This is a genomic window from Rhodococcus sp. APC 3903 (assembly GCF_030407755.1).
Classification (GTDB): domain Bacteria; phylum Actinomycetota; class Actinomycetes; order Mycobacteriales; family Mycobacteriaceae; genus Rhodococcus_F; species Rhodococcus_F erythropolis.
Genome location: NZ_JASDCV010000009.1, coordinates 236554 through 262889, shown reverse-complemented (window position 1 = coordinate 262889; position 26336 = coordinate 236554). Strand labels below are relative to the sequence as shown.

Below are 26336 nucleotides of genomic sequence, written 5' to 3'. Positions count from 1 at the left end.
CCGATAGCCTGGTACACCGATAGGCTTGTGCATAGTTTGCACGTCAACCAGGAGAGGCAGATGACGACCTCAGTTTCAACAACGCCCGTGGCCGAGAGCCGTAACGGCATCGACTTCAAAGTTGCAGATCTTTCGCTCGCGGAGTTCGGTCGCAAGGAAATCCGTCTGGCAGAGCACGAGATGCCCGGCCTCATGGCGCTTCGTCGCGAATACGCAGAGGTGTTGCCGCTCAAGGGCGCTCGCGTTTCCGGCTCGCTGCACATGACCATTCAGACCGCGGTTCTGATCGAGACGCTGACGGCGCTCGGCGCCGAGGTCCGCTGGGCTTCGTGCAACATCTTCTCCACGCAGGATCATGCTGCCGCCGCCATCGTCGTCGGTCCGCACGGCACCCCGGAAGAGCCCAAGGGCGTTCCGGTTTTCGCCTGGAAGGGTGAAACCCTCGAAGAGTACTGGTGGGCAGCGGAGCAGATGCTGACCTGGCCGGGCGAGCCCGCCAACATGATTCTCGACGATGGCGGCGACGCGACCATGCTGGTGCTCAAGGGCGCACAGTTCGAGAAGGCCGGCGTCGTGCCGCCGACGGACGACGACCAGGATTCCGACGAGTACAAGGTCTTCCTTGCGCTTCTGCGTCAGTCGCTCGCCGCTGACAAGGGCAAGTGGACTGCGATCGCCGAGTCCGTCCAGGGTGTCACCGAGGAGACCACCACGGGCGTTCTTCGTCTGTACCAGGTTGCCGCTGCCGGCGAACTCACGTTCCCCGCGATCAACGTCAACGACTCGGTCACCAAGAGCAAGTTCGACAACAAGTACGGCACACGCCACTCGCTGCTCGACGGCATCAACCGCGGCACCGACGTTCTGATCGGCGGCAAGGCTGCGCTGGTCTGTGGTTACGGAGACGTCGGCAAGGGTTGTGCCGAGGCACTTCGTGGCCAGGGCGCTCGCGTCGCGGTCACCGAGGTCGACCCCATCAACGCCCTTCAGGCGCTCATGGACGGCTTCGAGGTCAAGACAGTCGAGCAGGCCATCGGCTGGGCCGACATCGTGATCACGTCCACCGGTAACAAGGACATCATCACGTTCGAGCACATGAAGGCCATGAAGCACCAGGCCATCCTGGGCAACATCGGTCACTTCGACAACGAGATCGACATGGCAGGCCTCGAGAAGTCCGGCGACGTCACGCGGATCAACATCAAGCCGCAGGTCGACGAGTTCACCTTCGCCGACGGCCACTCGATCATCGTGCTGTCCGAAGGCCGCCTGCTCAACCTCGGCAACGCGACGGGCCACCCGTCGTTCGTGATGAGCAACAGCTTCTCCAACCAGGTCATCGCACAGATCGAACTGTGGACGAAGCCGGACGAGTACGACAACGAGGTCTACCGCCTCCCGAAGCACCTCGACGAGAAGGTCGCCAAGATCCACGTCGAGGCACTCGGTGGCACGCTGACCAAGCTCACGAAAGATCAGGCTGAGTACATCGGCGTCGACGTCGAAGGCCCGTACAAGCCGGAGCACTACCGCTACTGACCCGGCGATTCGTCGCTGAGAATGTAGTGCCCGCCGTCCCCCGGTCTGCGCAAGCAGGCCGGGGGATAGGCTTGTCCGCCGTGGGAACACTGGTGGCATTGGAAGGCCTCGACGGAGCTGGAAAGCGAACGTTGATCGGCAAAGTGGAGACCGAACTCCGCCGCGGCGGCACGTCGATCGCGACTCTGGATTTTCCGCGGTACGGAAAGTCGATCCACGCGGATCTTGCTGCCGAGGCGCTCAAAGGATCACACGGAGACCTGGCTGAATCCGTGAACGCGATGGCAGTCCTGTTCGCCTTGGACCGCGCCGGTGCTGCGGATCGGATCTCGGAACTGTTGTCCGCCAACGACATTGTTCTCCTCGACCGCTACGTTGCCTCCAACGCTGCCTACAACGCGGCGCGCGTGCATCAGGGCGTGGACGGCGAGATGGTCGCCTGGATCCGTGAATTGGAGTTGGGTCGACTCGCTCTCCCCGCTCCCGATCTGCAGCTGTACCTCGACGTGCCGGTAGCCCTGGCCGAGCAGCGCGCCCGCTCCCGTGAGGCCCAGGACGCGTCGCGTCAGCTCGACGCCTACGAGCGCGACGGCGGTCTGCAGGCCAGAACCGGTGAGCTCTACAAGCAGTTGGCAGCGACGAACTGGGCCTCACCCTGGTGGATCGTGGGGCCGGAGACGGACCCGGCAGATCTGGCACGCAGGCTCGCGGATTTCGCGTGATCGGTCACCCTGGCAGCCGGGATTCGAACTTTCCGGCACAGTAGAGGGAAAGACGCGGCACGCCGCACGGCCTCGTAACGGTCTGATTCATCGCTCCGAGATGCAACGATAGGGATATGAAACCAAGGATTCTGGTTGTCGACGACGACACGGCACTCGCCGAGATGCTCACGATCGTGCTGCGTGGTGAGGGTTTTGATCCCTACGTGGTAGGCGACGGAACCCTGGCGCTCGCGGCAGTGCGTGAGACGCGCCCCGATCTCGTCCTGCTCGATCTCATGCTTCCCGGAATGAACGGGATCGACGTATGCCGGGTTCTGCGTGCGGATTCCGGTGTGCCCATCGTGATGTTGACGGCCAAGACCGACACCGTCGACGTCGTGCTCGGCCTCGAATCCGGTGCGGACGACTACATCATGAAGCCGTTCAAGCCGAAGGAATTGGTGGCGCGAGTTCGCGCTCGCCTGCGCCGCACCGAAGAGGAACCGGCCGAGCTGCTGAGCATCGCCGACATCGTGATCGACGTTCCGGCGCACAAGGTCAGCCGCGGCAGCGAGCAGATCTCGCTCACACCACTCGAATTCGACCTGCTGGTCGCATTGGCGCGCAAGCCGCGCCAGGTGTTCACCCGTGAAGTCCTTCTCGAGCAGGTGTGGGGATACCGCCACGCCGCCGATACCCGTCTGGTGAACGTGCACGTTCAGCGTTTGCGCGCCAAGGTCGAAACTGATCCCGAGAATCCCGAAGTGGTTCTGACGGTCAGGGGGGTCGGCTACAAGGCCGGACCGCCGTGAGCGGAGTTTCCAGGTGGCGTCGTCGTCTCAATCGACGGCTGACGCCATTTCTGCGGTGGTGTCACTCGATGAGCAACACCCTCGCGCACACGTGGCGACGCTCGCTCCAGTTGCGAGTGGTCGTCTCGACTTTGACGTTGTCCTTGATCGTCATCGTCATTCTCGGTGTCGTGCTGACCAGCCAGATCACCGATCGACTGTTGGAAACGAAGATCACCGCGGCAACCGAGGAAATGGACCGTGCCCGCGGCATCGTCGAAGACCAACTCGCGGGCGTCGACGATTCGACGGCGCTCAACGTTCAATTGGAAAGCGCTGCATCCGGACTGACAAGCCGTCGCAACCAGACCTCGGGCCAGGCCTCCGGGTCGGCCGGCACCTTCGACCCGGTGCTCATCGTGCCTGGGGACGGGCCGCGCCAGCCGACGAGTTCGGGACCGGTCGATCAGATCCCCGACAACCTGCGCGAGTTCGTCAAACGCGGCCAGATCAGCTACCAATTCGCGACGGTGTCCAACCCGAACGGTTACTCCGGTCCCGCGCTGATCATCGGTAGCCCCACCGCGTCGTCGATATCGGGACTCGAGCTGTACCTGATCTTCCCGCTCGCAAGCGAAGACCGGAGTCTGTCGCTTGTTCGAAGCACCCTGCTGATCGGTGGAGCCGTGTTGCTGGTGCTCCTGGCTGCGATTTCGCTGTTGGTTGCCAGGCAGGTCGTGCTTCCCATCCGATCGGCCTCACGAATCGCGGTGCGTTTCGCAGACGGCCGACTCAAGGAACGAATGCCGGTCCGCGGCGAGGACGACATGGCGCGCTTGGCCATGTCCTTCAACGAGATGGCCGAGAGTCTGTCCAAACAGATCACCCAGTTGGAGGAGTTCGGCAGTCTCCAGAAACGCTTCACCTCCGATGTCAGCCATGAACTCCGCACACCTCTGACCACGGTCCGCATGGCCGCCGACCTGATCTACGACGGCAGCGAGAACCTCGATCCGATGCTGCGTCGGTCGTCGGAACTGCTTGTCGCCGAGCTGGACAGGTTCGAGGGGCTTCTGGCGGACCTCCTCGAGATCTCCCGCCACGACGCCGGTGTCGCGGAACTCGCATCCGAACAACTCGACGTGCGTATGTGTGCGCGAGCGGCCGTTTCCACGGTTCGCCATCTCGCCCGCGAATCCGGCACCGAACTGATCGTGGACATGCCCGACGAGCCCGTCATGGCAGATGTCGATCCGCGCCGCGTCGAACGCATCCTGCGAAATCTCCTGGCCAACGCCATCGACCACGGTGAGGGGAAGCCGATTCTGCTTCGCCTTCGCGCCGACGACAATGCCCTCGCCTTCATCGTCCGCGACAGTGGCGTCGGGTTGCGTCCGGGCGAGGAGAAGTTGGTCTTCAACCGGTTCTGGCGATCGGACCCGTCCCGCGTGCGCCGCAGTGGCGGCACCGGACTCGGCCTCGCGATCAGCGTCGAGGACGCGAATCTGCACGACGGCAAGCTCGAGGCCTGGGGCGAACCGGGAGTCGGCGCCTGCTTCCGGCTGACGCTCTCGCGCACCCGTGGCAAGAAAGTCGTGTCGAGCCCACTGCCTCTCAAACCGACGACCACAAAGTTCGTCCGCACGCCGAGCGAAGCCGACATCGTCGCCGATACCGTCGGCGAGGTCACGTCGTCCCTGCCGACTCCGCGCGAATCGGACTCGCGGAACGAGTCCAACGGTGGGGATCGATCATGATCGAAACCCGCCGCCGTCTGGCACTTCTCGCAACAACGCTCAGCGTGCTGTTGCTGACCGGCGCGTGCGCGAGTTTGCCGGAATCCTCCTCGCCGCAGGCAATCGGAACTCTGGCAACAGCTGTGCCCGGAACCTCCGTCGAATCACCGGCATCGGGGCGAGAACCGGACTTGCTGGTACGTGACTTCGTCAAGGCAAGTACCGATCCGTCCAACCGGCATGCCGCAGCCCGTCAGTACCTCACCAAAGACGCCTCGGCGCGCTGGGACGACGCGGCCAGTGCCGTCATCGTCGACAAGATCGACACCCTGTCGGCGTCGCGAACCAGTTCCGAAGCGGTGTACACGATTCGTGTGAACAAGGTCGGTCGCCTCGACCCCGGCGGGCTGTACGTCCCCGAAGAGGGCAGCTTCGAAGCGAAGATGACGCTGACGTTGACCGATGGCGAATGGCGTATCAGCGATCTGCCACCCGGTGTGATCATGGAGCGCCCGCAGTTCCTCGGCGCATATCAGCGGAAGTCGTTGTTCTTCCTCGACCCGACCAGCCAGACAGTCGTCCCCGACCTTCGCTGGATCTCCGGCGGACAGGACCAGGTGGCAGCTCAGCTGATCGGCCTGATGATCGACGGACCGAAGGCAGCGCTGGCGCCGGCTGTACGAAACGAACTCGGCAATGGCGTGTCGGTGATCGGTCCGATCACCAAGGCCGACGGCAAGCCGGGACAGGTCGGGGTCGGTCTCGGCGGTGTGCGCATCAACTTCCGTCTGGACAATCCGATGGATGCTGCGACGCGCGGTTTGTTTGCAGCGCAAGTCATCTGGACGCTCGCCAATGCCGATGTCGCGGGACCGTACGTTCTGGAGATCGACGGCGAACCGCTGGACGCGGCTCATGCGGAAGGCTGGACCACCGCCGACGTCGCGTCGACCAACCCGCTGGCCACCACGAGTGCGACCGTCGGACTGCACGCACTGCGCAACGGTTCACTGGTGAGCGTCAGCGAGCAGGAGGCGACTCCGGTGCCCGGTTTCGCGGGCAATGCGGGCAACCTCACGGCGGCTGCTCTCTCGCGGGACGGCAAGTTGGTCGCAGCCGTCGCAGACACGGCTCGGCCGGATCCAGCCACCCGGTTCGACTTGTCGCTCGGTACATACGGCGATGGTTCCGCTCCGGTGCTCGAAGGCAGCGCCATCACCCGACCTTCGTGGGAGCTGGACAACAACGCGGTCTGGGCGGCCGTGAACGGCAATACCGTCGTTCGGGTCGTCCGCGAACCAGGAACCGGTCGGGTGTCGGTCACCAACGTCGATGTCGGGGCGTTGACGTCGGTCGGCTCCACGATCTCGGAATTGCGTCTCTCTCGCGACGGCGTGCGAGCCGCGATGATCATCGACGGCAAGGTCTACCTGGCCGTGGTCGTGCGCACACCCAGCGGGGTCTACGCCCTGACGAGTCCGCGTGCGGTGGCGTCCGGCTTGGGCAGTACCGCGCTCTCACTCGACTGGAGCAACAGCGACACCATCGTGATCGCGCGCAGTGGAGCCGACATACCGGTCGTCCAGGTCGCCATAGACGGTTCACGAATGGACGCGCTGCCGAGTGGAAACCTGACCGCTCCCGTCACCTCCGTGGATGCGTCGCCGACCACCGAGTACGTCGCCGACGCGCGTGCGGTGTTCCAACTGAACAACAACGACCCCGCCGGGGATCGACGCTGGCGTGAAGTGACTGTGCTGACCGGACAGAAGGCGATTCCGGTTCTACCTGGCTGACGTCTCTGTGCTCTGGTGCATGTCTGTGCTCTGATGCATGTCTGTGCTCTGATGCATGTCGGTGCTCTGATTCATGATTCGGCCATGGGGGACAAGAAATTCGGTGCCGGATTGCTCGATCTGCTGTTGCCACGCGAGTGTGGTGGGTGTGGCCGCACGGGGACGCTGTGGTGCGGTGAGTGCGCGGAACTGCTGCGTGACCATCCGGTTCAATTGAGTCCGCGCGTAGACCCGGGCGTGCCGGTCTGGGCACTCGGCCGCTACGACGGCCCAAGGCGGCGCAGTGTGATCGAGATGAAGGAACGGGGTCGTCGGGACCTCGCGATGCCTCTGGGGATCGCTGTGGCCGGCGCATTGGCCACTCTGGAACGGTGGGGCGAGGTCGGCGTCGTGAGTCGCAATCCGATCGTGCTGGTGCCGGCTCCCACACGCGCCCGAGCGGCGCGTTCTCGCGGGGGTGATCCGGTTCGCCGGATAGCCGAGAGTGTGCGCGAAAAGCGGGAAGTTGGTTCCGTCGAGGGGCGTCCGGTACGTGTCTGTCCGATTCTCCGGATGACGCGAGGCGTACGTGACTCGGTCGGACTGTCCGCGGCCGACCGGGTGACCAATGTGAACGGTCATGTGTCTCTCGACACCACTGCAGTCTCTTCGATTGTCGGGGACGGCGACATCGTCCTGCTCGACGACGTCCTGACCACGGGAGTGACTGCGGCAGAGTCGGTTCGGGCTCTCACGCTCAGTGGGATTCGGACAACTCTCGTGCTTGTTCTTGCAGGGGCTTAGATGAATTTCGTTGGAACAGTGGCACTCGCGCGCGTTACGTACTAGCGTCGGCGGCACACCCGAAAATACTGGTAGGAGGTGGTACTTCGATACTGGTGCCGGGCGGATCCCCTCTCGGTACTTGCAGAATTTGCCGCCGCCCACCGTGGGGCGGGGCCGTAATTGGGAGGTACGAGTGACGACCCCTTCGCAAGCCTCGTTTTTCATCGAGGACGCCACCATCGAGCGTTCCGAGAATGCCGCAGCTCCGAGATCCGACGTCGTAGTCAAGGGACGAAATGTCGAGATCCCCGATCACTTCCGAATCTACGTTTCGGAAAAGCTGGCGCGACTCGAACACTTCGACCCCTCCATATTCCACTTCGACGTGGAACTTCAACATGAACGCAACCGACGACAGGCCAAGAGTTGCCAGCGCGTCGAGATCACCGCTCGAGGTAAAGGCCCGGTGGCCCGAGCCGAAGCGTCCGCAGACAGCTTCTACGCCGCCTTCGAATCGGTGATCGACAAGCTCGAAAGCCGGCTCCGTCGAACCAAGGACCGCAAGAAGGTCCATTACGGCGACAAGCGACCGGTGTCCGTCGCGGAGGCAACCGCCTCCCTCGTCGACGCAGACTCGCTCGGAGTCACACCGGACATTTCGCTGAACGGCCAAGAGCCGGACGAGTACGACGGCCCGGGACGCGTGGTCCGCACGAAGGATCACCCGGCCGAGCCGATGACCATCGACGACGCTCTGTACGAGATGGAACTGGTCGGACACGACTTCTTTCTCTTCCATGACAAGGAGTCGGACAAGCCGTCCGTCGTCTACCGTCGTCACGCTTTCGACTACGGATTGATCCGCCTGACATGACCCAATCGGTGGTGGGTTTGCTCGCTCGCCGCCGGTAGCGCCTACCATGGAATCCGGCCGGAGTTTTCGGACCCCGGCCGGATTTTCAGTGTGTGACCCCTGTCGCCGAAGATTGAGGACGAAGAAGACTGTGCCGTCGCTGTCGCTATCGAAGCTGCTCCGTGTTGGTGAAGGTCGCATGGTCAAGCGGCTCAAGCACATCGCCGAGCATGTGGAATCTCTGTCGCCCGATGTCGAAGGCCTGACAGACGAGCAACTCAAAGCCAAGACCACCGAGTTCCGTGAGCGCTATGCCGCCGGGGAAACTCTCGACGAGTTGCTGCCCGAGGCATTCTCCGTGGCCCGTGAGACGTCGTGGCGCGTGATCAACCAGAAGCACTTCCACGTGCAGATCATGGGTGGCGCGGCCCTGCACTTCGGCAACGTCGCCGAGATGAAGACCGGTGAGGGCAAGACTCTGACGTCGGTTCTTCCGGCTTATCTCAACGCGATCGCCGGTGACGGCGTCCATGTGGTCACGACCAACGACTACCTCGCCAAGCGTGACTCCGAGTGGATGGGTCGCGTTCACCGCGCCCTCGGCCTCGAGACCAGTGTGATCCTGTCGGGCATGACGCCGGCCGAGCGCCGCGTCGCCTACGCAGCCGACATCACGTACGGCACCAACAACGAGTTCGGCTTCGACTACCTGCGCGACAACATGACGCATTCGCTGGACGACCTGGTCCAGCGTGGCCACGCGTTTGCCATCGTGGACGAGGTCGACTCGATCCTCATCGACGAAGCCCGAACCCCGCTCATCATCTCGGGCCCGGCCGACGGCTCCAGCAAGTGGTACAGCGAGTTCGCTCGCATCGCGCCGCTGCTGAAGAAGGACGTCCACTACGAGGTCGACATCCGCAAGCGCACCATCGGTGTGCACGAGGCGGGCGTCGAACTGGTCGAGGACCAGCTCGGTATCGACAACCTGTACGAAGCCGCGAATTCTCCGCTGGTGAGCTACTTGAACAACGCGATCAAGGCCAAAGAGCTCTACACCAAGGACAAGGACTACATCGTCCGCGACGGTGAGGTCATCATCGTCGACGAGTTCACCGGCCGCGTGCTGGTCGGCCGCCGCTACAACGAGGGCATGCACCAGGCGATCGAGGCCAAGGAGAAGGTGGAGATCAAGGCGGAGAATCAGACTCTCGCCACCATCACCCTGCAGAACTACTTCCGTCTGTACGACAAGTTGTCCGGCATGACGGGTACCGCCGAGACGGAAGCTGCCGAGCTTCACCAGACTTACACCCTCGGTGTGATCCCGATCCCGACCAACCGTCCGATGGTCCGAGTCGACAACGGCGACCTCATCTACAAGACAGAGGAAGCCAAGTTCGACGCGGTGGTCGACGATGTCGTCGAGCGCCACGAGAACGGCCAGCCCGTCCTGATCGGTACCACCAGCGTCGAGCGCTCGGAGTACCTGTCCAAGCAGTTCACCAAGCGCGGCGTTGCACACAACGTCCTCAATGCGAAGTTCCACGAGAAGGAAGCGACCATCATCGCCGAGGCCGGTCGCTCCGGTGCGGTCACCGTCGCGACCAACATGGCCGGCCGTGGTACCGACGTCGTTCTCGGTGGTAACCCGGACATCATCGCGGACATCGCGCTGCGCAAGAAGGGCCTCGATCCGGTCACGACGCCGGACGAGTACGAAGCAGCCTGGGACGCAGTCCTGGACGAGGTCAAGGCTGAGGTCAAGGCAGACGCGGAGAAGGTCCGCGACGCCGGCGGCCTGTACGTTCTGGGCACCGAGCGTCACGAATCGCGTCGTATCGACAACCAGTTGCGCGGTCGTTCCGGACGTCAGGGTGATCCCGGCGAATCGCGGTTCTACCTTTCGCTCGGTGACGAGCTCATGCGTCGCTTCAACGGTTCGGCCCTCGAGTCGATCATGACGCGCCTCAACCTTCCCGACGACGTACCGATCGAAGCCAAGATGGTCTCGAAGGCCATCAAGAGCGCTCAGACTCAGGTCGAGCAGCAGAACTTCGAAATTCGCAAGAATGTCCTCAAGTACGACGAGGTCATGAACCAGCAGCGAACGGTCATCTACAAGGAGCGCCGCCAGATCCTCGAGGGTGAGGACATGGAGGGCCAGGTCGAGCAGATGATCACTGACGTGGTCACCGCCTACGTCGACGGTGCGACCGCCGAGGGATACGTCGAGGACTGGGATCTCGAGCAGCTGTGGACCGCGCTCAAGACGCTCTACCCGGTCGGCATCGATCACAAGACGTTGGCAGGGGAGGACGGCGCAGGCATCAACAGTGACCTGAGCCGTGACGACCTGCGAACCGCTTTGCTCGAAGACGCCCACGCGGCGTACAAGAAGCGCGAAGCCGAGATCGATGCGATCGCCGGCGAAAACGGTATGCGTGAACTCGAGCGTCGTGTCTTCCTCTCGGTCCTGGACCGCAAGTGGCGAGAGCATCTCTACGAGATGGATTACCTCAAGGAGGGAATCGGTCTGCGTGCGATGGCCCAGCGCGATCCGCTGGTCGAGTACCAGCGCGAGGGTTACGACATGTTCATCGGCATGCTCGACGGATTGAAGGAAGAGTCCGTCGGATTCCTCTTCAACCTGCAGGTCGAGGCAGCTCCGGCGCAGCCCGCGAGCGGAATCTCCGTCACGGCCGGCTCGGCCGCTGCGGCGTCCGCCACGGCGCCCAAGCCGCTCCCGACGCAGGAAGCCGCAGCCAGGACAACCGGAACTGCTGCCCCGACGGCGTTGCGCGCCAAGGGACTTGACGACGAAGGTCCGTCGCGATTGACGTACACCGGCCCGGACGAGGACGGCAAGGCGAAGGCAACGCGTGACTCGGCCGCCGACTCCGGTGACGGGGCGGCCTCGCGCCGCGAACGTCGTGAAGCAGCACGGACGCAGTCGAAGAGCAATCGAGCTCCGAAGTCCAAGCGCAAGCGCTGAGGTTCAGTACAGCTGAGCTACCAGCGCAGTTAGTACTCAGCAGGCTGGACGGTCACACCACGTGTAGTGCGGTGACCGTCCAGCCTGTTCCGTCTGTATGGTCGATCCGACCCGCGACGGCAAATGTCTGCGTGCCTCGTGTGTACGTCGCACAGACTTCGGCGGTACTCTTCGACACTGCTTGAACGTGGGTGCGGTGAACGGCCGCGCCGCCCAGCTTCCGGGCCGAAAATTCCGAAGTATAAAGTCGCGCAACAACTTCCAGGACGGACGGCGTCAATACGCCCTTGAGTTGCCGCGGATTTCGTCGCCGGTCGACGGTTTCGAGAACCAGGCGAAGCGATCGGTTCCAGAAGATGTCGGCACCCGCCAACTGCGGTTCCAGCACGTGAGTGAAACCGGCACTGGGCGACGTTCCGTTGTGTGGCGACTTTCGTGGGCGACGCAGCATTCGGTCTGTTCGGCACTGCGCTCGGTCGGGTCGGCACTGCGGCCGCGTAAGCGCGACGGTATGCGCGTGAGGCTCGAATTGTGGTGCCGGCTCGAGAATGATTGTGCAGTCCTGCTCCATGGCATCCCCCGGATGATCGTGCGTCCGAGATGGTCGTCTCGGACTTCGCTCCCCCGAGCGATGGTGAGAAGCATGACACGAAACGCTCGAGATGTCGCCGTGATCACCATCGCGACTTAGGGTGATGGCGTGCGGGGACTTCTGTTGGATGTCGGTGGCGTGCTGTTCGGTCCGGGGTCGGATCTCGACGGCTTGAGCGAGGTCGTGCGCGCGGTGAAGGCCCGCGGAATCGTGACGGGAATCGTCAGCAACGATCCCGGCGGTGCCAATGCTCAGTGGTTGCGGGACCTCGGAGACGGGGTCTTGGTCGACGACGTGATCTTGTCCGGTGATGTCGAGATGGCGAAGCCCGACGCCGAGATCTATCTGTTGGCGGCGAGTCGTTTGGGCGTCGAGCCGGAGGACTTCGTTTTCGTGGATGATCTCGAAATCAACGTCCGGGCGGCGGTGGCAGTCGGGATGGTCGGGGTCCACCACGTCGGCTCGGAATCGACCATCGAGGAGTTGTCGATTCTGTTCGATCTCGGCGACGGAGGGGACACGAAGCCATGGTGAACAGACTGACGACTCAGGATGCTGCTTTCTACTTCCTCGAAGCCGGGACGACGCCGATGCATGTCGGCTCGTTGGGGATCTTCCGGCAACTGCGAAACGGGATCGATCACGAGGAATTGCTTCGTCTGGTCGAAGAGCGGCTCGGATCGGTTCCGCGTTACCGCCAGCGAGTGCGTGAGGTGGCGTTCGGCCTGGCCCGCCCCGTGTGGGTGGACGACTCGGATTTCGACATCACCTATCACGTACGCCGATCGGCTCTGCCCAAACCAGGTTCCGACGAACAGCTGATGGATCTGATCGCGCGGCTGACGTCGAGACCACTCGACAGCACGAGGCCGTTGTGGGAGATGTACCTGGTCGAGGGGCTGACCAGAAACAGATTCGCCATCTTCACGAAGTCTCATTCGTCGTTGGTGGACGGCGAGGCGGCTCCAGAGATCAGTCAGGTGATCTTCGATCCGGAGAAGAATCGAGCGCCAGGCCCCGAAGAATTGTGGATGCCCGCCAGGCCACCGAGCGATACCAGCTTGTTGGTCAGTGCAATGGCAGATCTCGTGACGAGCCCGGGGGAGGGGATCGCGCGGGCGCGTGCAGCGTTCAACGACGTGACCACATCCGTCACCGAGGCTGTGAGTGCACTCGGGAAACTCGCGGAAGTGGTTCGAACGGCGACCCAGGTGGCCCCGTCGAGCCCGCTCAACGCCACCATCTCGCGCAATCGACGCCTTGCGGTGGCCAAGACGTCTCTCGAGGACTATCGACGTATTCGCGCGCGGTACGGGTGCGAGATCAATGACGTGATTCTCACCGTCATCGCAGGTGCGATGCGGAACTGGCTGCTCTCGCGTGGTGAGCCGGTGACCGAGGCGACCATCGTGCGGGCGATGGTGCCCATGTCGGTGTACACGGACGGCCCCGAGAGTCCCGACGTCGACGATCCGCAGGCGCCGGGGCATGTTTCGTCGTTCCTCATCGACCTGCCTGTCGGTGAACCCAACGCGGTTGTTCGGCTCTCTCACGTGGCGCATGCGACGGAGGCATTCGCGCGTCAGGGTCGGCGGGTCACCGCGCAGACGATGGTGCGAATGTCCGGGTTTGCGCCGGCGACGCTGCATGCGATGAGCTCCCGTGCGGCCAGTAGTCTGTCGCAGCGAATGTTCAACTTGATGATCACCAATGCGCCAGGGCCACAGTTCCCGCTCTACCTCGGTGGGGCTCGGATGCTGGAGATGTATCCGGTGTCGCCACTGCTCAAGAATCAGACACTCAGCATCGCCCTGACGTCGTACGACGGAAATGTCTACTACGGTTTGAATGCCGACCGTGACGCGATGTCGGACGTCGACGTCGTTCGTTCGCTGATCTTCGAGTCACTCGAGGAATTGACGGATGCGAGTCGGTGACGAACGAGCATGAAGGTGGTCTCATGAGGGTGTACGTACCGGCGACGGTCGAGATTTTGCAGAAGTTGGTCGCAGATCAGGAGTTCGACCCGATGAGCCGGACGGCTTTTGCGGTCACCCCGACTCTGCGTGAGTCGTACGCGGCGGGCGATGACGACGAGTTGGCCGAGGTCGCCATGGGTGAGGCTGCGCGTGCGTCGCTGCGGCTGATCGCCGGAACGGAGGGTGACGTCACCTTCCGGCGTGCTGTCGTTGCCGCCGACGTCGACGATGCAGATGTGAAGTTGCGTCCCGATCTCGACGATTCTGTAGTTCGATTGGCGGGTCCTGTGACGATGGCTCAGGTTGCATCTGTGCATGTCGACCTCGAACAGGCAGAATCGGACATCGAGCGCGCTGCTGGCATAGTCGACGCGGCGGATCTCGGTGACGCCGATGCCGAGTTCACGCTCGGCGACGCGGAGGACCACGAGTTGGCGTGGTACGCCGCGCAGGAGTTGCCGTTCTTGCTCGACCTGCTGTGAATGTGCTTACCGTGAAGTAACCTACGGTACCGTAACCTGATAACCTACGGTACCGTAGGCAGTGGGTTCGGAAGGTGAGAGGTGGAGGTCTGATGGGTCTGAAGGACTGGATCGAGGCACCGGCAGCGTCGGTAGTTCCGGCAGCGCGGTCGAAGCTCAATCTGCTTCGTGGTGCGGCGGCTCGGCTGACCACACCATTGCTTCCCGACGACTATCTGCACCTCGCAAATCCGTTGTGGTCCGCCCGCGAGCTGCGTGGTCAGATCGTCGAAGTCCGGCCTGAGACCACGGATTCGGCGACCATCGTCATCAAGCCGGGGTGGGGATTCGACTTCAATTACCAGCCGGGGCAGTACATCGGCATCGGTCTGCATATCGACGGACGCTGGCATTGGCGGTCGTACTCACTTACTTCGCCTCCCAACTGGGAGAACAAGCGCATTTCCATCGCGGTCAAGGCCATGCCCGAGGGCTTTCTCTCGAGCCACCTCGTCAGCGGGGCCGTGCCGTCGGGAACCATCGTTCGACTGGCCACGCCTTCGGGTAACTTCGCGTTGCCGGATCCGCCGCCGGAGAAGATCCTGTTCATCACCGCCGGCAGTGGCATCACTCCGGTCATGGGCATGCTGCGGACGATGAACCGGCGCGGTCAATTGCCCGACGTCATGCACATCCACTCGGCTCCGACGGAATCCGACGTGATGTTCGCCGACGAACTCACGGCACTGCACGCCGAGCACGAGGACTTCGTGAGTCACGTTCAGCTCACGCGCCGCGACGGAAAATTCAAACTCAGTTCCCTCGACACGGTCTGCCCCGACTGGCGTGAGCGCCACACCTGGGCGTGCGGACCCCTTCCGTTGCTCGACGAGCTCGAAGACGTCTGGAAGGCGGAAGGCATCGAGGATCGACTCCACATGGAGCGATTCGCGGTTTCACGCATCGACGCCTCGGCGGACGGCGGCACGGTCACGTTCGAGAAGTCGGGTAAGACGATCACCGTCGACGGCGCGACGACGCTTCTGGAAGCCGGCGAGCAGTCCGGCGCCTTGATGCCCTTCGGTTGCCGCATGGGCATCTGCCAGACGTGTGTCGTGCCTCTCGTTGCCGGCCACGCAATCGACCTACGCTCGGGAAAACAGCACGCGGAGGGCGAGCGGATTCAGACGTGCATCTCCGCTGCCGCCGGCGACTGTACGCTGGACGCATAGCTTCTAGGCACACGGAGGACCACGGTGGCCATCACCGATATCAAAGAGTTTTCGCACCTCACCGAGGCCGATGTCGAAGCTCTCGGACGTGAACTCGATCAGATTCGACTAGACATCGAAGACTCTCGTGGAATCCGGGACGCCCGCTACATTCGTCGCGTCATTCGCGTCCAGCGGGCGTTGGAACTCGGTGGGCGTATCGCGCTGTTCGGCAGTCGGTACCGACCGGCATGGCTGGTCGGCACGAGCCTGCTGAGCCTGTCGAAGATCATCGAGAACATGGAGCTCGGGCATAACGTCATGCACGGGCAATGGGACTGGATGAACGATCCCGAGATTCACTCCGTTTCGTGGGAGTGGGATCAGACCGGTCCTTCCGAGCACTGGAAGCGTGCCCACAACTACCAGCACCACACGTACACCAACGTCGTCGGGATGGACGAGGACCTCGGTTTCGGGATCCTGCGTATGACGCGCGACGAGCCGTGGAAGCCGATCAACCTCTTCCAGCCGATCGCCAACGTGATCTTGGCGGCCACGTTCGAGTGGGGCATCGCGCTGCACGACCTCACGGCGGCAGCCGAGTTGGAGGGCGCGGAAAAGGGGCAACTGAACTCGCAGGCGAACAAAGACTTCGCGCGCAAGATCTTTCGTCAGGTGGGCAAGGACTTCATCTTGTTCCCCGCGCTGACGGGGCCGGCGTGGAAGTCGACCATGACGGCCAATGCCACCGCGAATCTCGTGCGCAACCTGTGGGCGTACGTCGTCATCTTCTGTGGTCACTTCCCGGACGGCGCCGAGAAGTTCACCGTTGCCGAATTCGAGCAGGAGACTCGTCACGAGTGGTACCTGCGCCAGATGCTCGGTAGCGCGAACTTCAATTCGGGCAAGCTCATGGGACTCATGAGTGGCAACCTGAGCTACCAGATCGAGCACCACGTCTTCCCTGATCTGCCGAGCAACCGCTACCCCGAAATTGCCGTGAAGATGCGTGCATTGTGCGAGAAGTTCGATCTCCCGTACACGACCGGTTCGCTCTTCAAGCAGTATCTCCTGGCGCTGCGCACGATCCACAAGCTGGCCTTGCCGGACAAGTGGCTGACTGCGACCTCGGACAATGCTCCGGAAACGTCCTCGGAACTACGGTTCCGCGACTCAGGGTTCCGGGACGCAGCCATGGCGATGGTCGAGGACCTGCGTACCGATCCGGTCACCGGCAAGCGCCTCGGATTGTTGACCGCACTCAAGTCGCAGGCGCGTTCTCGCATGCCGAAGCGCCGGAAGTGATATAGGTTACATCGGGAAAAACCTAACCTACGGTGCCGTAAGTTACGCTACAGTAGGTGCAGTTGATCTGAACGATTCGAAGTCATGATCGTTCTGCACTTACTACTTTGCGCCTAACTCACTGCTAGGAGGCTTTCCATGGCGATTGCAGATGTCAAGGAATATGCACATCTCACGGACGCCGACATCGAGGCGCTCGGCCGCGAACTCGACGCGATTCGTCGCGACATCGAGGAGTCGCGCGGAGAGAAGGACGCGCGCTACGTGCGCAACGTCATTCGCCTGCAGCGTTCACTCGAAATTGGCGGCCGCGCAGTGCTTTTCGCCAGCCGTCGCCGTCCGGCGTGGCTCGCCGGAGTTGGCCTGCTGACGCTCTCGAAGATCATCGAGAACATGGAACTCGGGCACAACGTGATGCACGGTCAGTGGGACTGGATGAACGACCCGGAGATCCACTCCACCTCGTGGGAGTGGGACGTCACCGGTCCGTCTGCGCACTGGAAGCAGACCCACAACTACCTGCATCACAAGTACACCAACGTCCTCGGAATGGACGACGACGTCGGATACGGACTCCTGCGCGTCACCCGCGATCAGCGATGGAAGCCCTTCAACGCCGGCAATCTGGTCTACAACACGCTGCTTGCGCTGTTCTTCGAGTACGGCATCGCCGCACAGCACCTCGAGCTCGGCAAGGTGGCCAAGGGCCGCGCCGACAAGGAAGAGACCCAGCGCAAGCTCCGCGAGGTCGGCGAGAAGATCGGCAAGCAGGTCCTGCGCGACTACGTCATCTACCCGGCCATCACCGGCCCGGCGTGGAAGAGCACGTTGTCGGCCAACTTCACCGCCAACACCCTGCGGAACGTGTGGACCAACGCGGTCATCTTCTGCGGTCACTTCCCGGACGGTGCCGAGAAGTTCACCAAGGAAGACATCGACAAGGAAACGCAGGCCCAGTGGTACCTGCGTCAGATGCTCGGCAGCGCCAACATCGAGGGCAGCGCGCTCATGGACTTCATGACGGGCAACCTGAGCTACCAGATCGAGCATCACCTGTTCCCCGATCTGCCCAGCAACCGCTACAAGGACATCGCGGTCACGGTGCGTCAGCTCGCAGACAAGTACGACCTGCCGTACACGACGGGCCCACTTGCCGTGCAGTACGCCAAGTCCTGGCGCACCATCGCCAAGCTGTCGCTGCCCAACAAGTACCTCAAGGACACCGTCGACAATGCGCCCGAGACGGCGTCGGAGCGGATGTTCGACGGCGAACTGACGTCGACTGTCGATCCCGTGACCGGGCGTCGTAACGGTCTCAAGAGCGCCATCGCACGTAAGCGCAAGAGTGGAAAGCTGCGCAGCCTCCTCGGCCTGCGCTGATTTCCCGCCTGCGCTGACCAGACGCAACAAGCGGCCCGACACCATTCGACATGGTGCCGGGCCGCTTTGCTGTTCTAGCCAAGGGGTGTCGCTCAGTACTGATCGTTGGACTTGATCGCTTCCAGCAGTTGTCGCACAGCGACGACGCGTCGAGCGGATTTGCCCTCCAGCAGGTCGAGCTTGCATTCGGGGTCTGCCGGCGGCCCGAGGTGCGTGCATCCGCGCGGGCAATCCTCGATCGCCGCAGCGAGATCCGAGAATGCAGCCACCACGTTCTCGGGCGAGATGTGCGCCAGACCGAACGAACGGATGCCCGGGGTGTCGATCACCCAGCCGCCACCGGCGAGGGGGAGTGCCACCGATTGCGTCGATGTGTGCCGGCCCTTGCCGACGCCGGATACGATGCCGACCGCTCGATTGGCATCGGGGACAAGGCGATTGACCAATGTCGATTTTCCGACGCCGGAATGTCCGATCAGGGCGGTCAACTTGTGCTCGAGGATCTGCGTCAGTTCGTCCAGGGGATCGTCGCGACCGGCGACGACCACTTGGATGTCGAGGTCGGCGAAAGTGCTCGCGAATTCCTCGGGTGGTTCGAGGTCGCTCTTGGTCAGGCAGACGATCGGTGTCAGGCCACCCACGTAGGCGGCGACCAGTGCGCGCTCGACAAAACCGGTGCGCGGTGGGGGATCGGCGAGTGCCACGACGATGAGCAACTGCTCCGCGTTCGCGACGACGATGCGTTCGAAGGGATCAGTGTCGTCGGCCGTCCGTCGCAGAACCGTTGAACGCTCGGAGACCCGGACAATGCGGGCGAGGGTGTCGGTTTTGCCGGACAGATCGCCGACGATGTCCACCTGATCGCCGACGACGATGGGGGTTCGGCCAAGTTCGCGGGCGCGCATCGTGACGATCAGTCGGTCGGGATCGCCGCCGAGGACGCAACCCCAACGGCCACGATCCTTCGACACCACCATCCCCGATTCGGCCGAGAGATGTTCGGGCCGAGTCTTCGTACGGGGGCGGGATCCGCGGCCGGGACGTACCCGGACGTCGGACTCGTCGTACTGCCGCGGACTCAGAAGCTTGCCTTCGGTGTCGCCGGCGAACTCTCGAGCATGTCGATCCACATGTTCTCGAAGCCGGGCAGTGTCTTGGCTGTGGTTCCGACATCGTCGACGTCGACGCCGTCGACGACCAGGCCGATGATGGCGCCGGCTGTTGCCATCCGGTGGTCGGCATACGAGAGCCATTGTCCGCCGTGGAGTTCCGCGGGAACGATCGTCAGGCCGTCGTCGGTTTCGGTGACGGAACCGCCGAGCTTGTTGATCTCGTCGGCGAGGGCGGCCAGACGGTCGGTCTCGTGCCCGCGCAGGTGTGCAATACCTCGCAGATGCGAGGTGCCCTCGGCGAGAGCGGCCAGGGCCGCGACGGTGGGGGTCAGCTCTCCCACGTCGTGGAGGTCGATGTCGATGCCACGCAGTTTCTCCGGGCCGCGAACGGTCAGCACGCCGTCGGCAAGAGTGACGTCGGCGCCCATCGAGGCGAGGATCCCGCGGATCGCGTCGCCGGGCTGCGTCGTCGACGACGGCCACATCGGGATGCTGACGGTTCCGCCGGTAACAGCGGCTGCGGCCAGGAACGGTGTGGCGTTGGAGAGATCGGGTTCGATCGCCCAGTCCACGGCGCGCACCGGCCCCGGTGCCACTCGCCACGTGTCTGCGTCTCCGCCCGTGGCTGGTGTCGTCACGGAAACTCCGGATTGGCGGAGCATCTCGACGGTCATGTCGATGTGTGGCATGGACGGGACGGGCTTGCCGTCGTGGTGAACGGTGACACCCTCTTCGAAGGCAGCAGCCGAGAGCAGGAGACCGGAGACGAACTGCGACGAGCCGGATGCGTCGATGGTGACCGTTCCTCCGCGTAGGGATCCGGTTCCGGTGACGGTGAACGGGAGTGCGTCACCTTCGATCCGAGCGCCGAGACCGCGCAGTGCCTCCAAGATGGTGCCGAGGGGGCGGGTGCGTGCTTGCTCGTCGCCGTCGAAGCGGACGCTGCCGTCGGCCATCGCGGCGAGCGGCGGCAGGAAGCGCATCACGGTGCCGGCCAGGCCGCAGTCGACCTCGCCGCCGCGCAGGGGCCCAGGGGTGATGCGAAGCGTGGTCGGATCGCCGGCTTCCTCGACGCCGATGCCGAGGTCACGCAGAGCTGCGATCATCAGGTCGGCGTCACGGCTGCGAAGTGCACCGGTAATCGTGGACGGGCCATCCGCAAGTGCGGCAAGAATCAGAGCTCGATTGGTGATGGACTTGGATCCGGGCAGCGTCACCACTGCATCGACGGGTGCTTGGGCCCTCGGGGCGCTCCACAGACTCAGACTCACATGGTCCATCTTCTCTCATCGGTGGGGGAATGGTCGAAACCGTGCCACCCTGGGTGTCATGTGCGGAAGGTATGCGACCACAGCGGACCCGGCCACCCTGGCGGTGGAACTCGATGCGCTCGACGAGACGGACCACTCGGCGCCCGTCGAAGCCGACTACAACGTGGCCCCCACGACCGAGGTGTTGACCGTCGTCGAACGCCACGATCGGGAGAACCCCGACAGCGATCCGACCAAGAGGATTCGGCGGATGCGGTGGGGATTGGTGCCGTCGTGGACCAAGGAGCTGGGCAAAGGCCCGGTCCTGTTCAACGCCCGCGCCGACTCGCTGGCGGAGAAGCCGGCGTTTCGGACCGCCTTCAAGTTCAAGCGTTGCCTGGTCCCCATGGACGGGTGGTACGAGTGGCAGACCGAGGCCACCGGCGGGAAAAAGGCAGCGAAGATTCCTTACTACATGCACCCCGACGACGGATCACGGCTGTTCATGGCGGGCGTGTGGTCTGCCTGGCGGGACCCGAGGGTCGAGAACACGAGCCCCGTCCTGAGCTGCTCGATCGTCACAGTCGACTCTCTCGGTCACCTCGAGCAGGTTCACGACCGCATGCCCCTCGCCCTGCCTCGTGACCGCTGGGAGGCGTGGCTCGACCCCGACAACACCGTCGATTCGGCTCTGCTCGAACCGGTACCGGACCTCTTCGAGCGGATCGACGTCGATCGAGTCCGGCCGCTGGTCAACAGTGTCAAGAACAACGGGCACGAGTTGATCGAGCCGGACGTCGACCGTGCCGGCGAGCAGATCAGCCTGCTCTAGTGGTCAGCCGAGAGCCCAGGTAACGGTCACCTCGAACGAGACCTGCTGGGTTCCCGGGGCGAGAACCATGTCGGACATCGAGGCGTCGGGAGCGCGCATGGTCTGACCGCCACTCGTGTCGTGTGCCTCGGTGATGGTCACGACGTTCTCGAGCGACGTGCCGGACAGATCCGCGTACTGCTCGGCACGGTTCTTCGCGTCCTCGAAGGCCCGGGTGCGAGCGTCGGCCAGAAGCTGAGAGTCGTCGTCGATGGCGAAGGCGACGTTACCGAGCCGTGCCGCGTTTCCACCCGCCGCGATGCCGGCGTCCAGGACAGAAGAGGCCTTGTCGAGATCGCGCACGACGATTCGTACCGAGTTGGTTGCCCGGTAGCCGGTCACGTTGCCGCCGACGAACGGTCCACCGCTGGCGTCGTACTGCGGCTGGACGGACAGATCGCTTGTCTGTACGTCCTCGGGGGCCACACCGGCGGCGACTATCGCGTCGATCATCTGACGGGCCTTGTCATTCGACTCCGAGACCGCTCCCGATACATCCGGGGCAACCACCTCGATGCCGATGTCGGCATTGAGGATGTCCGGCGCCCCGCGGACCTGCCCTGATCCGACTACCGTGACTTCCTTGGCGGCATTGTCCGAACTCCCGCAGGCCGTCAGCGAGACGGTGAGAGCTGCCGCTGCAGCGGTCAGTGCAAGAGTTTTCAGGTGTGGTCGCATGGTGAGACCGTAGCGACCGGATACTCAGCCCGCCGTGATTTGCGCCGTGACCGCGCCACTCAACTGCGCGAGGTCCGTCGGAGCCAGCTCGATCTCGAGCCCGCGTCGACCGGCGCTGCAGAGAATGCGGTCCCAGTCGAGCGCCGACGCATCGATCACGGTCGGCAGTTTCTTGCGTTGGCCGAGCGGTGAGATACCGCCGAAGACGTAGCCGCTCGAGCGCTCGGCTTCGGCGCGATCGGCCATGACGGCTTTGCTTGCACCGAGGGCAGCGGCTGCGGCTTTGAGCGAGAGCTTGTTCGGGACCGGCAGGACCGCGACGGCGAGCTTGCCGGTGTCGAGTTTGACGACCAAGGTCTTGAAGATCTGGGCAGCCTCGACGCCTGTCGACTCGGCCAACGCAGTGACCGCCTCGTCGCCGAACGATTCGGCGCGAGGATCGTGGTCGTAGCTGTGAACGCGGTGCGGTGTCTTCGACTTGTCGAGAAGTGCGGTCGCGGGGGTCGCTGTTCCGGCCATGAGGAGCACCCTATGTGGATCGCCGACAGGTACATCCGACCAGGCCGGGAACAGAGTCGCAGACTCCCGTGTTGGTACCAGTTGATGAAACTTGTCCCGAGAAGCGAAGGAGCGACCGTGCTGGCTGTGTGTGAGCCACCACCGGCCCGTGGGTCGGATCTTCAGTTGGCGGTAACCTTGATCCCTACGGCTAGTGAAGGGATCAGAGTGCTGGAACACGACCGGCCCAAGGACGAACCGTCAGGGGTAACTGAACCTATCGACGGCGCTGTGTCCGAAACGCCCGAAACTGCGGATGAGTTGATTGCCCGGTTCGAGCGCGACGCGCTCCCGCTGCTCGACCAGTTGTACGGCGCTGCCCTGCGCATGACGCGGAATCCGGCTGATGCCGAGGATCTCGTGCAGGAGACGTACGTCAAGGCGTACACCGCTTTCCGTTCGTTCCGTGCCGGTACCAACCTGAAAGCCTGGCTGTACCGGATTCTCACGAACACCTACATCAACTCGTACCGCAAGAAGCAGCGCCAACCCGCGCAGTATCCGACGGACGAGATCACCGACTGGCAGTTGGCCGCCACCGCCGAGCACACCTCGACGGGGCTGCGATCGGCCGAGGTGGAGGCGCTCGACGCGTTGCCTGACGATGACATCAAGGCGGCGCTGCAGTCGCTTCCCGAGGAATTCCGTATGGCCGTGTACTACGCCGATGTCGAAGGATTCCCGTACAAGGAGATCGCGGAGATCATGGGCACACCCATCGGAACGGTGATGTCGCGACTGCACCGTGGTCGCAAGCAATTGCGTGGTCTTTTGGCCGATGTCGCAAAAGACCGGGGATTCAATCGGGACGGCGCGGTCGACACAGCCACAGTCGCAGCCACCGAGACGGAAGGTGTCACACGATGAGTGAGCAGGACGAATTCGAAAGGCTCGACTGCTCGGCAGTCATCGCCGACGTCTGGTTGATGCTCGACGGTGAATGCGACGATTCAAGTCGTGCTCGCCTGCAGCGTCATATCGACGATTGTGGATCGTGCCTCGAGGCCTACGGGATCGAGGAGAAGGTCAAGAGCCTGATCAACCGTAAGTGCGGTGGAGACCACGCGCCGGAAAGCCTGCGTCAGCGGCTCACCGTCGAGTTGCGTCGGACCATCGTCATAACGACTACCGAAACCGACAGCTAGCCCGTCAGCGAAGATCTGAGCGGCAGCAGTCGGAAGGCAGTAACGCCGAGGGGCGGGGAAGCAATGCTTCCCCGCCCCTCGGACGTTTTGTTGCGCTACATGTCAGGCGTTTGGACGCTTGCCATGGTTAGCGGCGTTGCCCTTACGGCTGCGCTTCTTACGACCACGCTTACCCATGATTGGTCTCCCTTCTGTTTCTTTCGCGTCATTCTTTCACGCCGATGCCGGTGTGGTTCCATTGGCAGGTCGATCGAGTGATCCGTCGACGTATTTTCGTGGTCAGAGTGCAGTTCCGACAGAAGTGAGGTTCACGATGGCAGAAGACGTGCGCGCCGAGATGGTTTCGACGGTCTACCAGGTCGTCGTGAGCGAGGGAGACGTCGTTGCGGACGGCGACACCCTGGTCATCCTCGAATCCATGAAGATGGAGATTCCCGTCCTGGCCGAAGTTCCGGGAACGGTGACGACGGTGGGCGTCAAGGTCGGCGACGTGATTCAGCAAGGCGATCTGATCGCCGTGATCTCCTAAGCCGGACGATGTCCACTCTCAGTGACCTCCTCGCCGAACACACCGATCTTCCCGGTGCGGCGGTCGACCATCTCCAGCGCGTCGTGGGGGAGTGGCAACTGCTCGCCGACCTCTCCTTTGCCGACGTTCTCCTGTGGGTGGGCACCGAATCGGAGAAGAACCGATCCGAGGGGACGGTCATCTGCGTCGCGCATTGCCGGCCGACAACGGCATCGACGGCTTTTCCGGAGGACGCAGTCGGAACGGTCGTTTCCGAGTCCGAGCACCCGCAGGTTCTTCGCGCTCTCGTCGAGGGCCGCGTCGTGCGCGGGGAAGACGAGACGTGGCGTGAAGGAATGCCGCCGCGTCGGGAAGCCGTTCCGGTGCGTCTGGACGGGCGAGTCATCGCGGTTCTGAGCCGCGACACCAACCTGTCGCACCAGCGAGCGCAGAGTCCGCTCGAGCTCGCGTATCTCGATTGCGCCGAAGACCTGTGTCAGATGATCAGCGACGGAACCTTCCCGATCCGAGAATCGCGCTCCGACACGAACTCGAGCCCACGTGCGGGCGACGGCTTCATCCGTCTCGATACCGAAGGCACCGTCGTCTATGCCAGCCCGAACGCGCTCTCGGCCTATCACCGGATGGGTCTGAGTTCGGATTTGGTGGGCCAAGACCTCGCGGCGTTGACCCGTTCGTTGGTCACCGACCCGTTCGAGTCTCAGGAAGCTGCGGGATACATCCGAGATACGTTGGCGGACAAGCCCGGTCGCCGTATGGAGATCGAGGCGCGCGGGGCGACCGTTCTGCTGCGAGCCCTGGTTCTCAAGCCGGGCGGCCGGCATGTCGGTGCGGCGGTCGTCGTCCGCGACGTCACCGAGGTCAAGCGTCGTGATCGCGCTCTCCTGAGCAAGGACGCAACCATCCGCGAGATTCACCATCGAGTGAAGAACAACCTGCAAACCGTCGCGGCGCTTCTGCGTCTACAGGCCAGGCGAACCGGCAACGACGAAGCGCGACAGGCGTTGACAGAGTCGGTGAGGCGCGTGACGTCCATCGCTCTCGTTCACGACACCTTGTCGATGTCGGTGGACGAAGAGGTGGATCTCGACGAGGTGATCGACCGGTTGGTTCCCATGCTCTCCGATGTCGCGGGAGTGGGTGTGCCGGTGGCGATTCGGCGTGAGGGCAGTTTCGGAGTGTTCTCCGCCGAGCGCGCCACCCCGCTGGTCATGGTGCTGACGGAGTTGGTGCAGAACGCGATCGAGCACGCTTTCGATCTGGGAGTGACCGGCACGGTCACACTCAGCGCCGAGCGTTCTGCGCGCTGGTTGGACGTGATCATCCACGACAACGGGCGCGGCCTGCCGGAGAACTTCGACCTCGAGAAGTCCGATCGGCTCGGACTCCAGATCGTGCGGACTTTGCTGGGCGCCGAACTCGGTGGCTCGCTCGGACTGCACCCGGGAAGCGGTGGCGGCACCGACGCGGTTCTGCGCGTGCCGCTCGGTAGACGCACTGCGCGTTACTGATTCGAGCAGCGTTAGCGATTCGAGCAGACAAAAAGCCCGACACCATGTGGTGTCGGGCTGTCGTCTTCGACTGTGCGGAGGGGCTGTTCTCCGCCGCGAGTCGAACGTCTCGGTTCTACCTAGACGGAAGTGCGTGCACGGGTACGTGCGTTACGACGCTTGAGTGCGCGGCGCTCGTCTTCGCTCATTCCGCCCCAGACGCCTGCATCCTGACCGGACTCGAGAGCCCAGGACAGGCACTCGGCGGTGACGGGGCAGCGGTTGCAGACAACCTTGGCATCAGCGATCTGAGCGAGGGCCGGTCCACTGTTTCCCACCGGGAAGAACAGTTCGGGATCCTCGTCGCGACAGATTGCGTTGTGGCGCCAGTCCATCTTTTTTCGCTCCTTAATTGGGTGTGTATTCACACCATTTGGTACCAATGAGTTTGTGTGTGCGTCATCAATGTTTCCGCACTGTTACTTGTGAATGCTTTCACGAACTCGCGGTATGTCAATAGGTTTGAACGGGTTCGTGGGCCAACTCACTAATTTGTGACACACCTGACGGCCACCTGGGCGTCACCGGCATTT

General features: G+C 63.2%; 25 protein-coding genes. 19 read left to right on the top strand and 6 right to left on the bottom strand.

Annotated elements, in window-relative coordinates:
• The first annotated feature begins 60 nt into the window (after positions 1-60).
• The 8 genes from ahcY (at position 61) to secA (ending at position 11179) form a co-directional block, all read left to right on the top strand.
• On the top strand, positions 61-1539 hold the full coding sequence (ahcY, locus tag QMA15_RS15605) for an adenosylhomocysteinase (RefSeq protein ID WP_021332564.1): 1479 nt from the start codon (positions 61-63) through the stop codon (positions 1537-1539).
• Between the two features lie 80 nt (positions 1540-1619).
• A complete protein-coding gene (locus QMA15_RS15600) occupies positions 1620-2261 on the top strand; it encodes a dTMP kinase (protein ID WP_020907105.1) in 642 nt (213 codons plus the stop codon).
• A 116-nt stretch (positions 2262-2377) separates the two neighbouring features.
• Positions 2378-3055: an MtrAB system response regulator MtrA gene (mtrA, locus tag QMA15_RS15595; protein ID WP_003941013.1), complete on the top strand. Its 678-nt coding sequence runs from the start codon at positions 2378-2380 to the stop codon at positions 3053-3055.
• The gene (mtrB, locus tag QMA15_RS15590; RefSeq protein WP_019747781.1) at positions 3052-4791 is read left to right on the top strand and encodes an MtrAB system histidine kinase MtrB; all 1740 of its coding nucleotides are present in this window, start codon (positions 3052-3054) and stop codon (positions 4789-4791) included. The genes mtrA and mtrB overlap by 4 nt, the downstream gene beginning before the upstream one ends.
• Positions 4788-6566, top strand: coding sequence for an MtrAB system accessory lipoprotein LpqB (gene lpqB / locus QMA15_RS15585; protein WP_019747782.1), 1779 nt, complete (start codon positions 4788-4790; stop codon positions 6564-6566). The genes mtrB and lpqB overlap by 4 nt, the downstream gene beginning before the upstream one ends.
• Positions 6567-6617: 51 nt before the next feature.
• A complete protein-coding gene (locus QMA15_RS15580) occupies positions 6618-7349 on the top strand; it encodes a ComF family protein (RefSeq protein WP_279163755.1) in 732 nt (243 codons plus the stop codon).
• 175 nt (positions 7350-7524) lie between these two features.
• Entirely contained in the window at positions 7525-8205 is a 681-nt protein-coding gene (gene raiA / locus QMA15_RS15575; protein ID WP_003940893.1) for a ribosome-associated translation inhibitor RaiA, read from the top strand.
• Between the two features lie 130 nt (positions 8206-8335).
• Positions 8336-11179 (top strand): preprotein translocase subunit SecA, encoded by a 2844-nt coding sequence (gene secA / locus QMA15_RS15570; protein ID WP_046378336.1) that lies wholly within the window; start codon positions 8336-8338, stop codon positions 11177-11179.
• A 52-nt stretch (positions 11180-11231) separates the two neighbouring features.
• Here secA and QMA15_RS15565 read toward each other — a convergent pair whose 3' ends face one another.
• The gene (locus QMA15_RS15565; RefSeq protein WP_243617116.1) at positions 11232-11567 is read right to left on the bottom strand and encodes an Rv3235 family protein; all 336 of its coding nucleotides are present in this window, start codon (positions 11565-11567) and stop codon (positions 11232-11234) included.
• A gap of 312 nt (positions 11568-11879) precedes the next feature.
• Between QMA15_RS15565 and QMA15_RS15560 the strand changes: the two genes are divergently transcribed.
• The 6 genes from QMA15_RS15560 to QMA15_RS15535 all read left to right on the top strand — a co-directional run bounded on the left by QMA15_RS15560 (position 11880) and on the right by QMA15_RS15535 (position 18110).
• Positions 11880-12305, top strand: coding sequence for an HAD-IA family hydrolase (locus QMA15_RS15560; RefSeq protein ID WP_021332567.1), 426 nt, complete (start codon positions 11880-11882; stop codon positions 12303-12305).
• Positions 12299-13708: a wax ester/triacylglycerol synthase family O-acyltransferase gene (locus QMA15_RS15555; RefSeq protein WP_003940935.1), complete on the top strand. Its 1410-nt coding sequence runs from the start codon at positions 12299-12301 to the stop codon at positions 13706-13708. The genes QMA15_RS15560 and QMA15_RS15555 overlap by 7 nt, the downstream gene beginning before the upstream one ends.
• Positions 13709-13731: 23 nt before the next feature.
• Positions 13732-14232: a hypothetical protein gene (locus QMA15_RS15550; protein ID WP_020969223.1), complete on the top strand. Its 501-nt coding sequence runs from the start codon at positions 13732-13734 to the stop codon at positions 14230-14232.
• Positions 14233-14324: 92 nt separating this feature from the next.
• Positions 14325-15443, top strand: a complete 1119-nt coding sequence (locus QMA15_RS15545; RefSeq protein WP_003940928.1) for a ferredoxin reductase — start codon at positions 14325-14327, stop codon at positions 15441-15443.
• 24 nt (positions 15444-15467) lie between these two features.
• Positions 15468-16730 carry an acyl-CoA desaturase gene (locus QMA15_RS15540; protein WP_279163756.1) on the top strand — a complete coding sequence of 421 codons (1263 nt, stop codon included), beginning with the start codon at positions 15468-15470 and terminating at the stop codon, positions 16728-16730.
• Between the two features lie 138 nt (positions 16731-16868).
• Positions 16869-18110 carry a fatty acid desaturase gene (locus tag QMA15_RS15535; RefSeq protein ID WP_019747790.1) on the top strand — a complete coding sequence of 414 codons (1242 nt, stop codon included), beginning with the start codon at positions 16869-16871 and terminating at the stop codon, positions 18108-18110.
• Positions 18111-18202: 92 nt separating this feature from the next.
• Here QMA15_RS15535 and rsgA read toward each other — a convergent pair whose 3' ends face one another.
• Both rsgA and aroA read right to left on the bottom strand, forming a co-directional pair.
• On the bottom strand, positions 18203-19240 hold the full coding sequence (rsgA, locus tag QMA15_RS15530) for a ribosome small subunit-dependent GTPase A (protein WP_007731200.1): 1038 nt from the start codon (positions 19238-19240) through the stop codon (positions 18203-18205).
• Entirely contained in the window at positions 19189-20502 is a 1314-nt protein-coding gene (gene aroA / locus QMA15_RS15525) for a 3-phosphoshikimate 1-carboxyvinyltransferase (RefSeq protein WP_047889470.1), read from the bottom strand. The genes rsgA and aroA overlap by 52 nt, the downstream gene beginning before the upstream one ends.
• 49 nt (positions 20503-20551) lie before the next feature.
• Between aroA and QMA15_RS15520 the strand changes: the two genes are divergently transcribed.
• Positions 20552-21304: an SOS response-associated peptidase gene (locus QMA15_RS15520; protein ID WP_070386889.1), complete on the top strand. Its 753-nt coding sequence runs from the start codon at positions 20552-20554 to the stop codon at positions 21302-21304.
• Between the two features lie 3 nt (positions 21305-21307).
• On the opposite strand, the gene QMA15_RS15515 is transcribed toward QMA15_RS15520, so the two are convergent.
• Together QMA15_RS15515 and ybaK are read right to left on the bottom strand one after the other, a co-directional pair.
• A complete protein-coding gene (locus QMA15_RS15515) occupies positions 21308-22021 on the bottom strand; it encodes an SIMPL domain-containing protein (RefSeq protein WP_019747793.1) in 714 nt (237 codons plus the stop codon).
• 24 nt (positions 22022-22045) lie between these two features.
• The gene (gene ybaK / locus QMA15_RS15510) at positions 22046-22540 is read right to left on the bottom strand and encodes a Cys-tRNA(Pro) deacylase (protein WP_029255044.1); all 495 of its coding nucleotides are present in this window, start codon (positions 22538-22540) and stop codon (positions 22046-22048) included.
• A 258-nt stretch (positions 22541-22798) separates the two neighbouring features.
• On the opposite strand from ybaK, the gene QMA15_RS15505 reads away from it, so the two are divergent.
• From QMA15_RS15505 to QMA15_RS15490, 4 genes are all read left to right on the top strand, one after another.
• Positions 22799-23446, top strand: a complete 648-nt coding sequence (locus QMA15_RS15505) for a sigma-70 family RNA polymerase sigma factor (protein ID WP_085989606.1) — start codon at positions 22799-22801, stop codon at positions 23444-23446.
• Positions 23443-23724, top strand: a complete 282-nt coding sequence (gene rsrA / locus QMA15_RS15500; protein WP_003940722.1) for a mycothiol system anti-sigma-R factor — start codon at positions 23443-23445, stop codon at positions 23722-23724. The genes QMA15_RS15505 and rsrA overlap by 4 nt, the downstream gene beginning before the upstream one ends.
• A gap of 313 nt (positions 23725-24037) precedes the next feature.
• Positions 24038-24253, top strand: coding sequence for a biotin/lipoyl-binding carrier protein (locus tag QMA15_RS15495; protein WP_007731208.1), 216 nt, complete (start codon positions 24038-24040; stop codon positions 24251-24253).
• 8 nt (positions 24254-24261) lie between these two features.
• The gene (locus QMA15_RS15490; protein WP_279163757.1) at positions 24262-25764 is read left to right on the top strand and encodes a histidine kinase N-terminal domain-containing protein; all 1503 of its coding nucleotides are present in this window, start codon (positions 24262-24264) and stop codon (positions 25762-25764) included.
• A gap of 119 nt (positions 25765-25883) precedes the next feature.
• Here the strand turns inward: QMA15_RS15490 and QMA15_RS15485 are convergent, their stop codons facing one another.
• A complete protein-coding gene (locus QMA15_RS15485) occupies positions 25884-26138 on the bottom strand; it encodes a WhiB family transcriptional regulator (RefSeq protein WP_003940950.1) in 255 nt (84 codons plus the stop codon).
• Positions 26139-26336: the final 198 nt, after the last annotated feature.

Bases quoted from the DNA above. Each gene is read 5' to 3' on its own strand.
- QMA15_RS15485 (WP_003940950.1), bottom strand. From the start codon at position 26,138: ATGGACTGGCGCCACAACGCAATCTGTCGCGACGAGGATCCCGAACTG.
- lpqB (WP_019747782.1), top strand. From the start codon at position 4,788: ATGATCGAAACCCGCCGCCGTCTGGCACTTCTCGCAACAACGCTCAGC.
- QMA15_RS15515 (WP_019747793.1), bottom strand. From the start codon at position 22,021: ATGCGACCACACCTGAAAACTCTTGCACTGACCGCTGCAGCGGCAGCT.
- QMA15_RS15555 (WP_003940935.1), top strand. From the start codon at position 12,299: ATGGTGAACAGACTGACGACTCAGGATGCTGCTTTCTACTTCCTCGAA.
- ybaK (WP_029255044.1), bottom strand. From the start codon at position 22,540: ATGGCCGGAACAGCGACCCCCGCGACCGCACTTCTCGACAAGTCGAAG.
- QMA15_RS15580 (WP_279163755.1), top strand. From the start codon at position 6,618: ATGCATGTCGGTGCTCTGATTCATGATTCGGCCATGGGGGACAAGAAA.
- QMA15_RS15495 (WP_007731208.1), top strand. From the start codon at position 24,038: ATGGCAGAAGACGTGCGCGCCGAGATGGTTTCGACGGTCTACCAGGTC.
- mtrA (WP_003941013.1), top strand. From the start codon at position 2,378: ATGAAACCAAGGATTCTGGTTGTCGACGACGACACGGCACTCGCCGAG.
- QMA15_RS15490 (WP_279163757.1), top strand. From the start codon at position 24,262: ATGTCCACTCTCAGTGACCTCCTCGCCGAACACACCGATCTTCCCGGT.
- QMA15_RS15550 (WP_020969223.1), top strand. From the start codon at position 13,732: ATGAGGGTGTACGTACCGGCGACGGTCGAGATTTTGCAGAAGTTGGTC.
- aroA (WP_047889470.1), bottom strand. From the start codon at position 20,502: ATGGACCATGTGAGTCTGAGTCTGTGGAGCGCCCCGAGGGCCCAAGCA.
- rsrA (WP_003940722.1), top strand. From the start codon at position 23,443: ATGAGTGAGCAGGACGAATTCGAAAGGCTCGACTGCTCGGCAGTCATC.
- QMA15_RS15520 (WP_070386889.1), top strand. From the start codon at position 20,552: ATGTGCGGAAGGTATGCGACCACAGCGGACCCGGCCACCCTGGCGGTG.
- QMA15_RS15545 (WP_003940928.1), top strand. From the start codon at position 14,325: ATGGGTCTGAAGGACTGGATCGAGGCACCGGCAGCGTCGGTAGTTCCG.
- QMA15_RS15535 (WP_019747790.1), top strand. From the start codon at position 16,869: ATGGCGATTGCAGATGTCAAGGAATATGCACATCTCACGGACGCCGAC.
- ahcY (WP_021332564.1), top strand. From the start codon at position 61: ATGACGACCTCAGTTTCAACAACGCCCGTGGCCGAGAGCCGTAACGGC.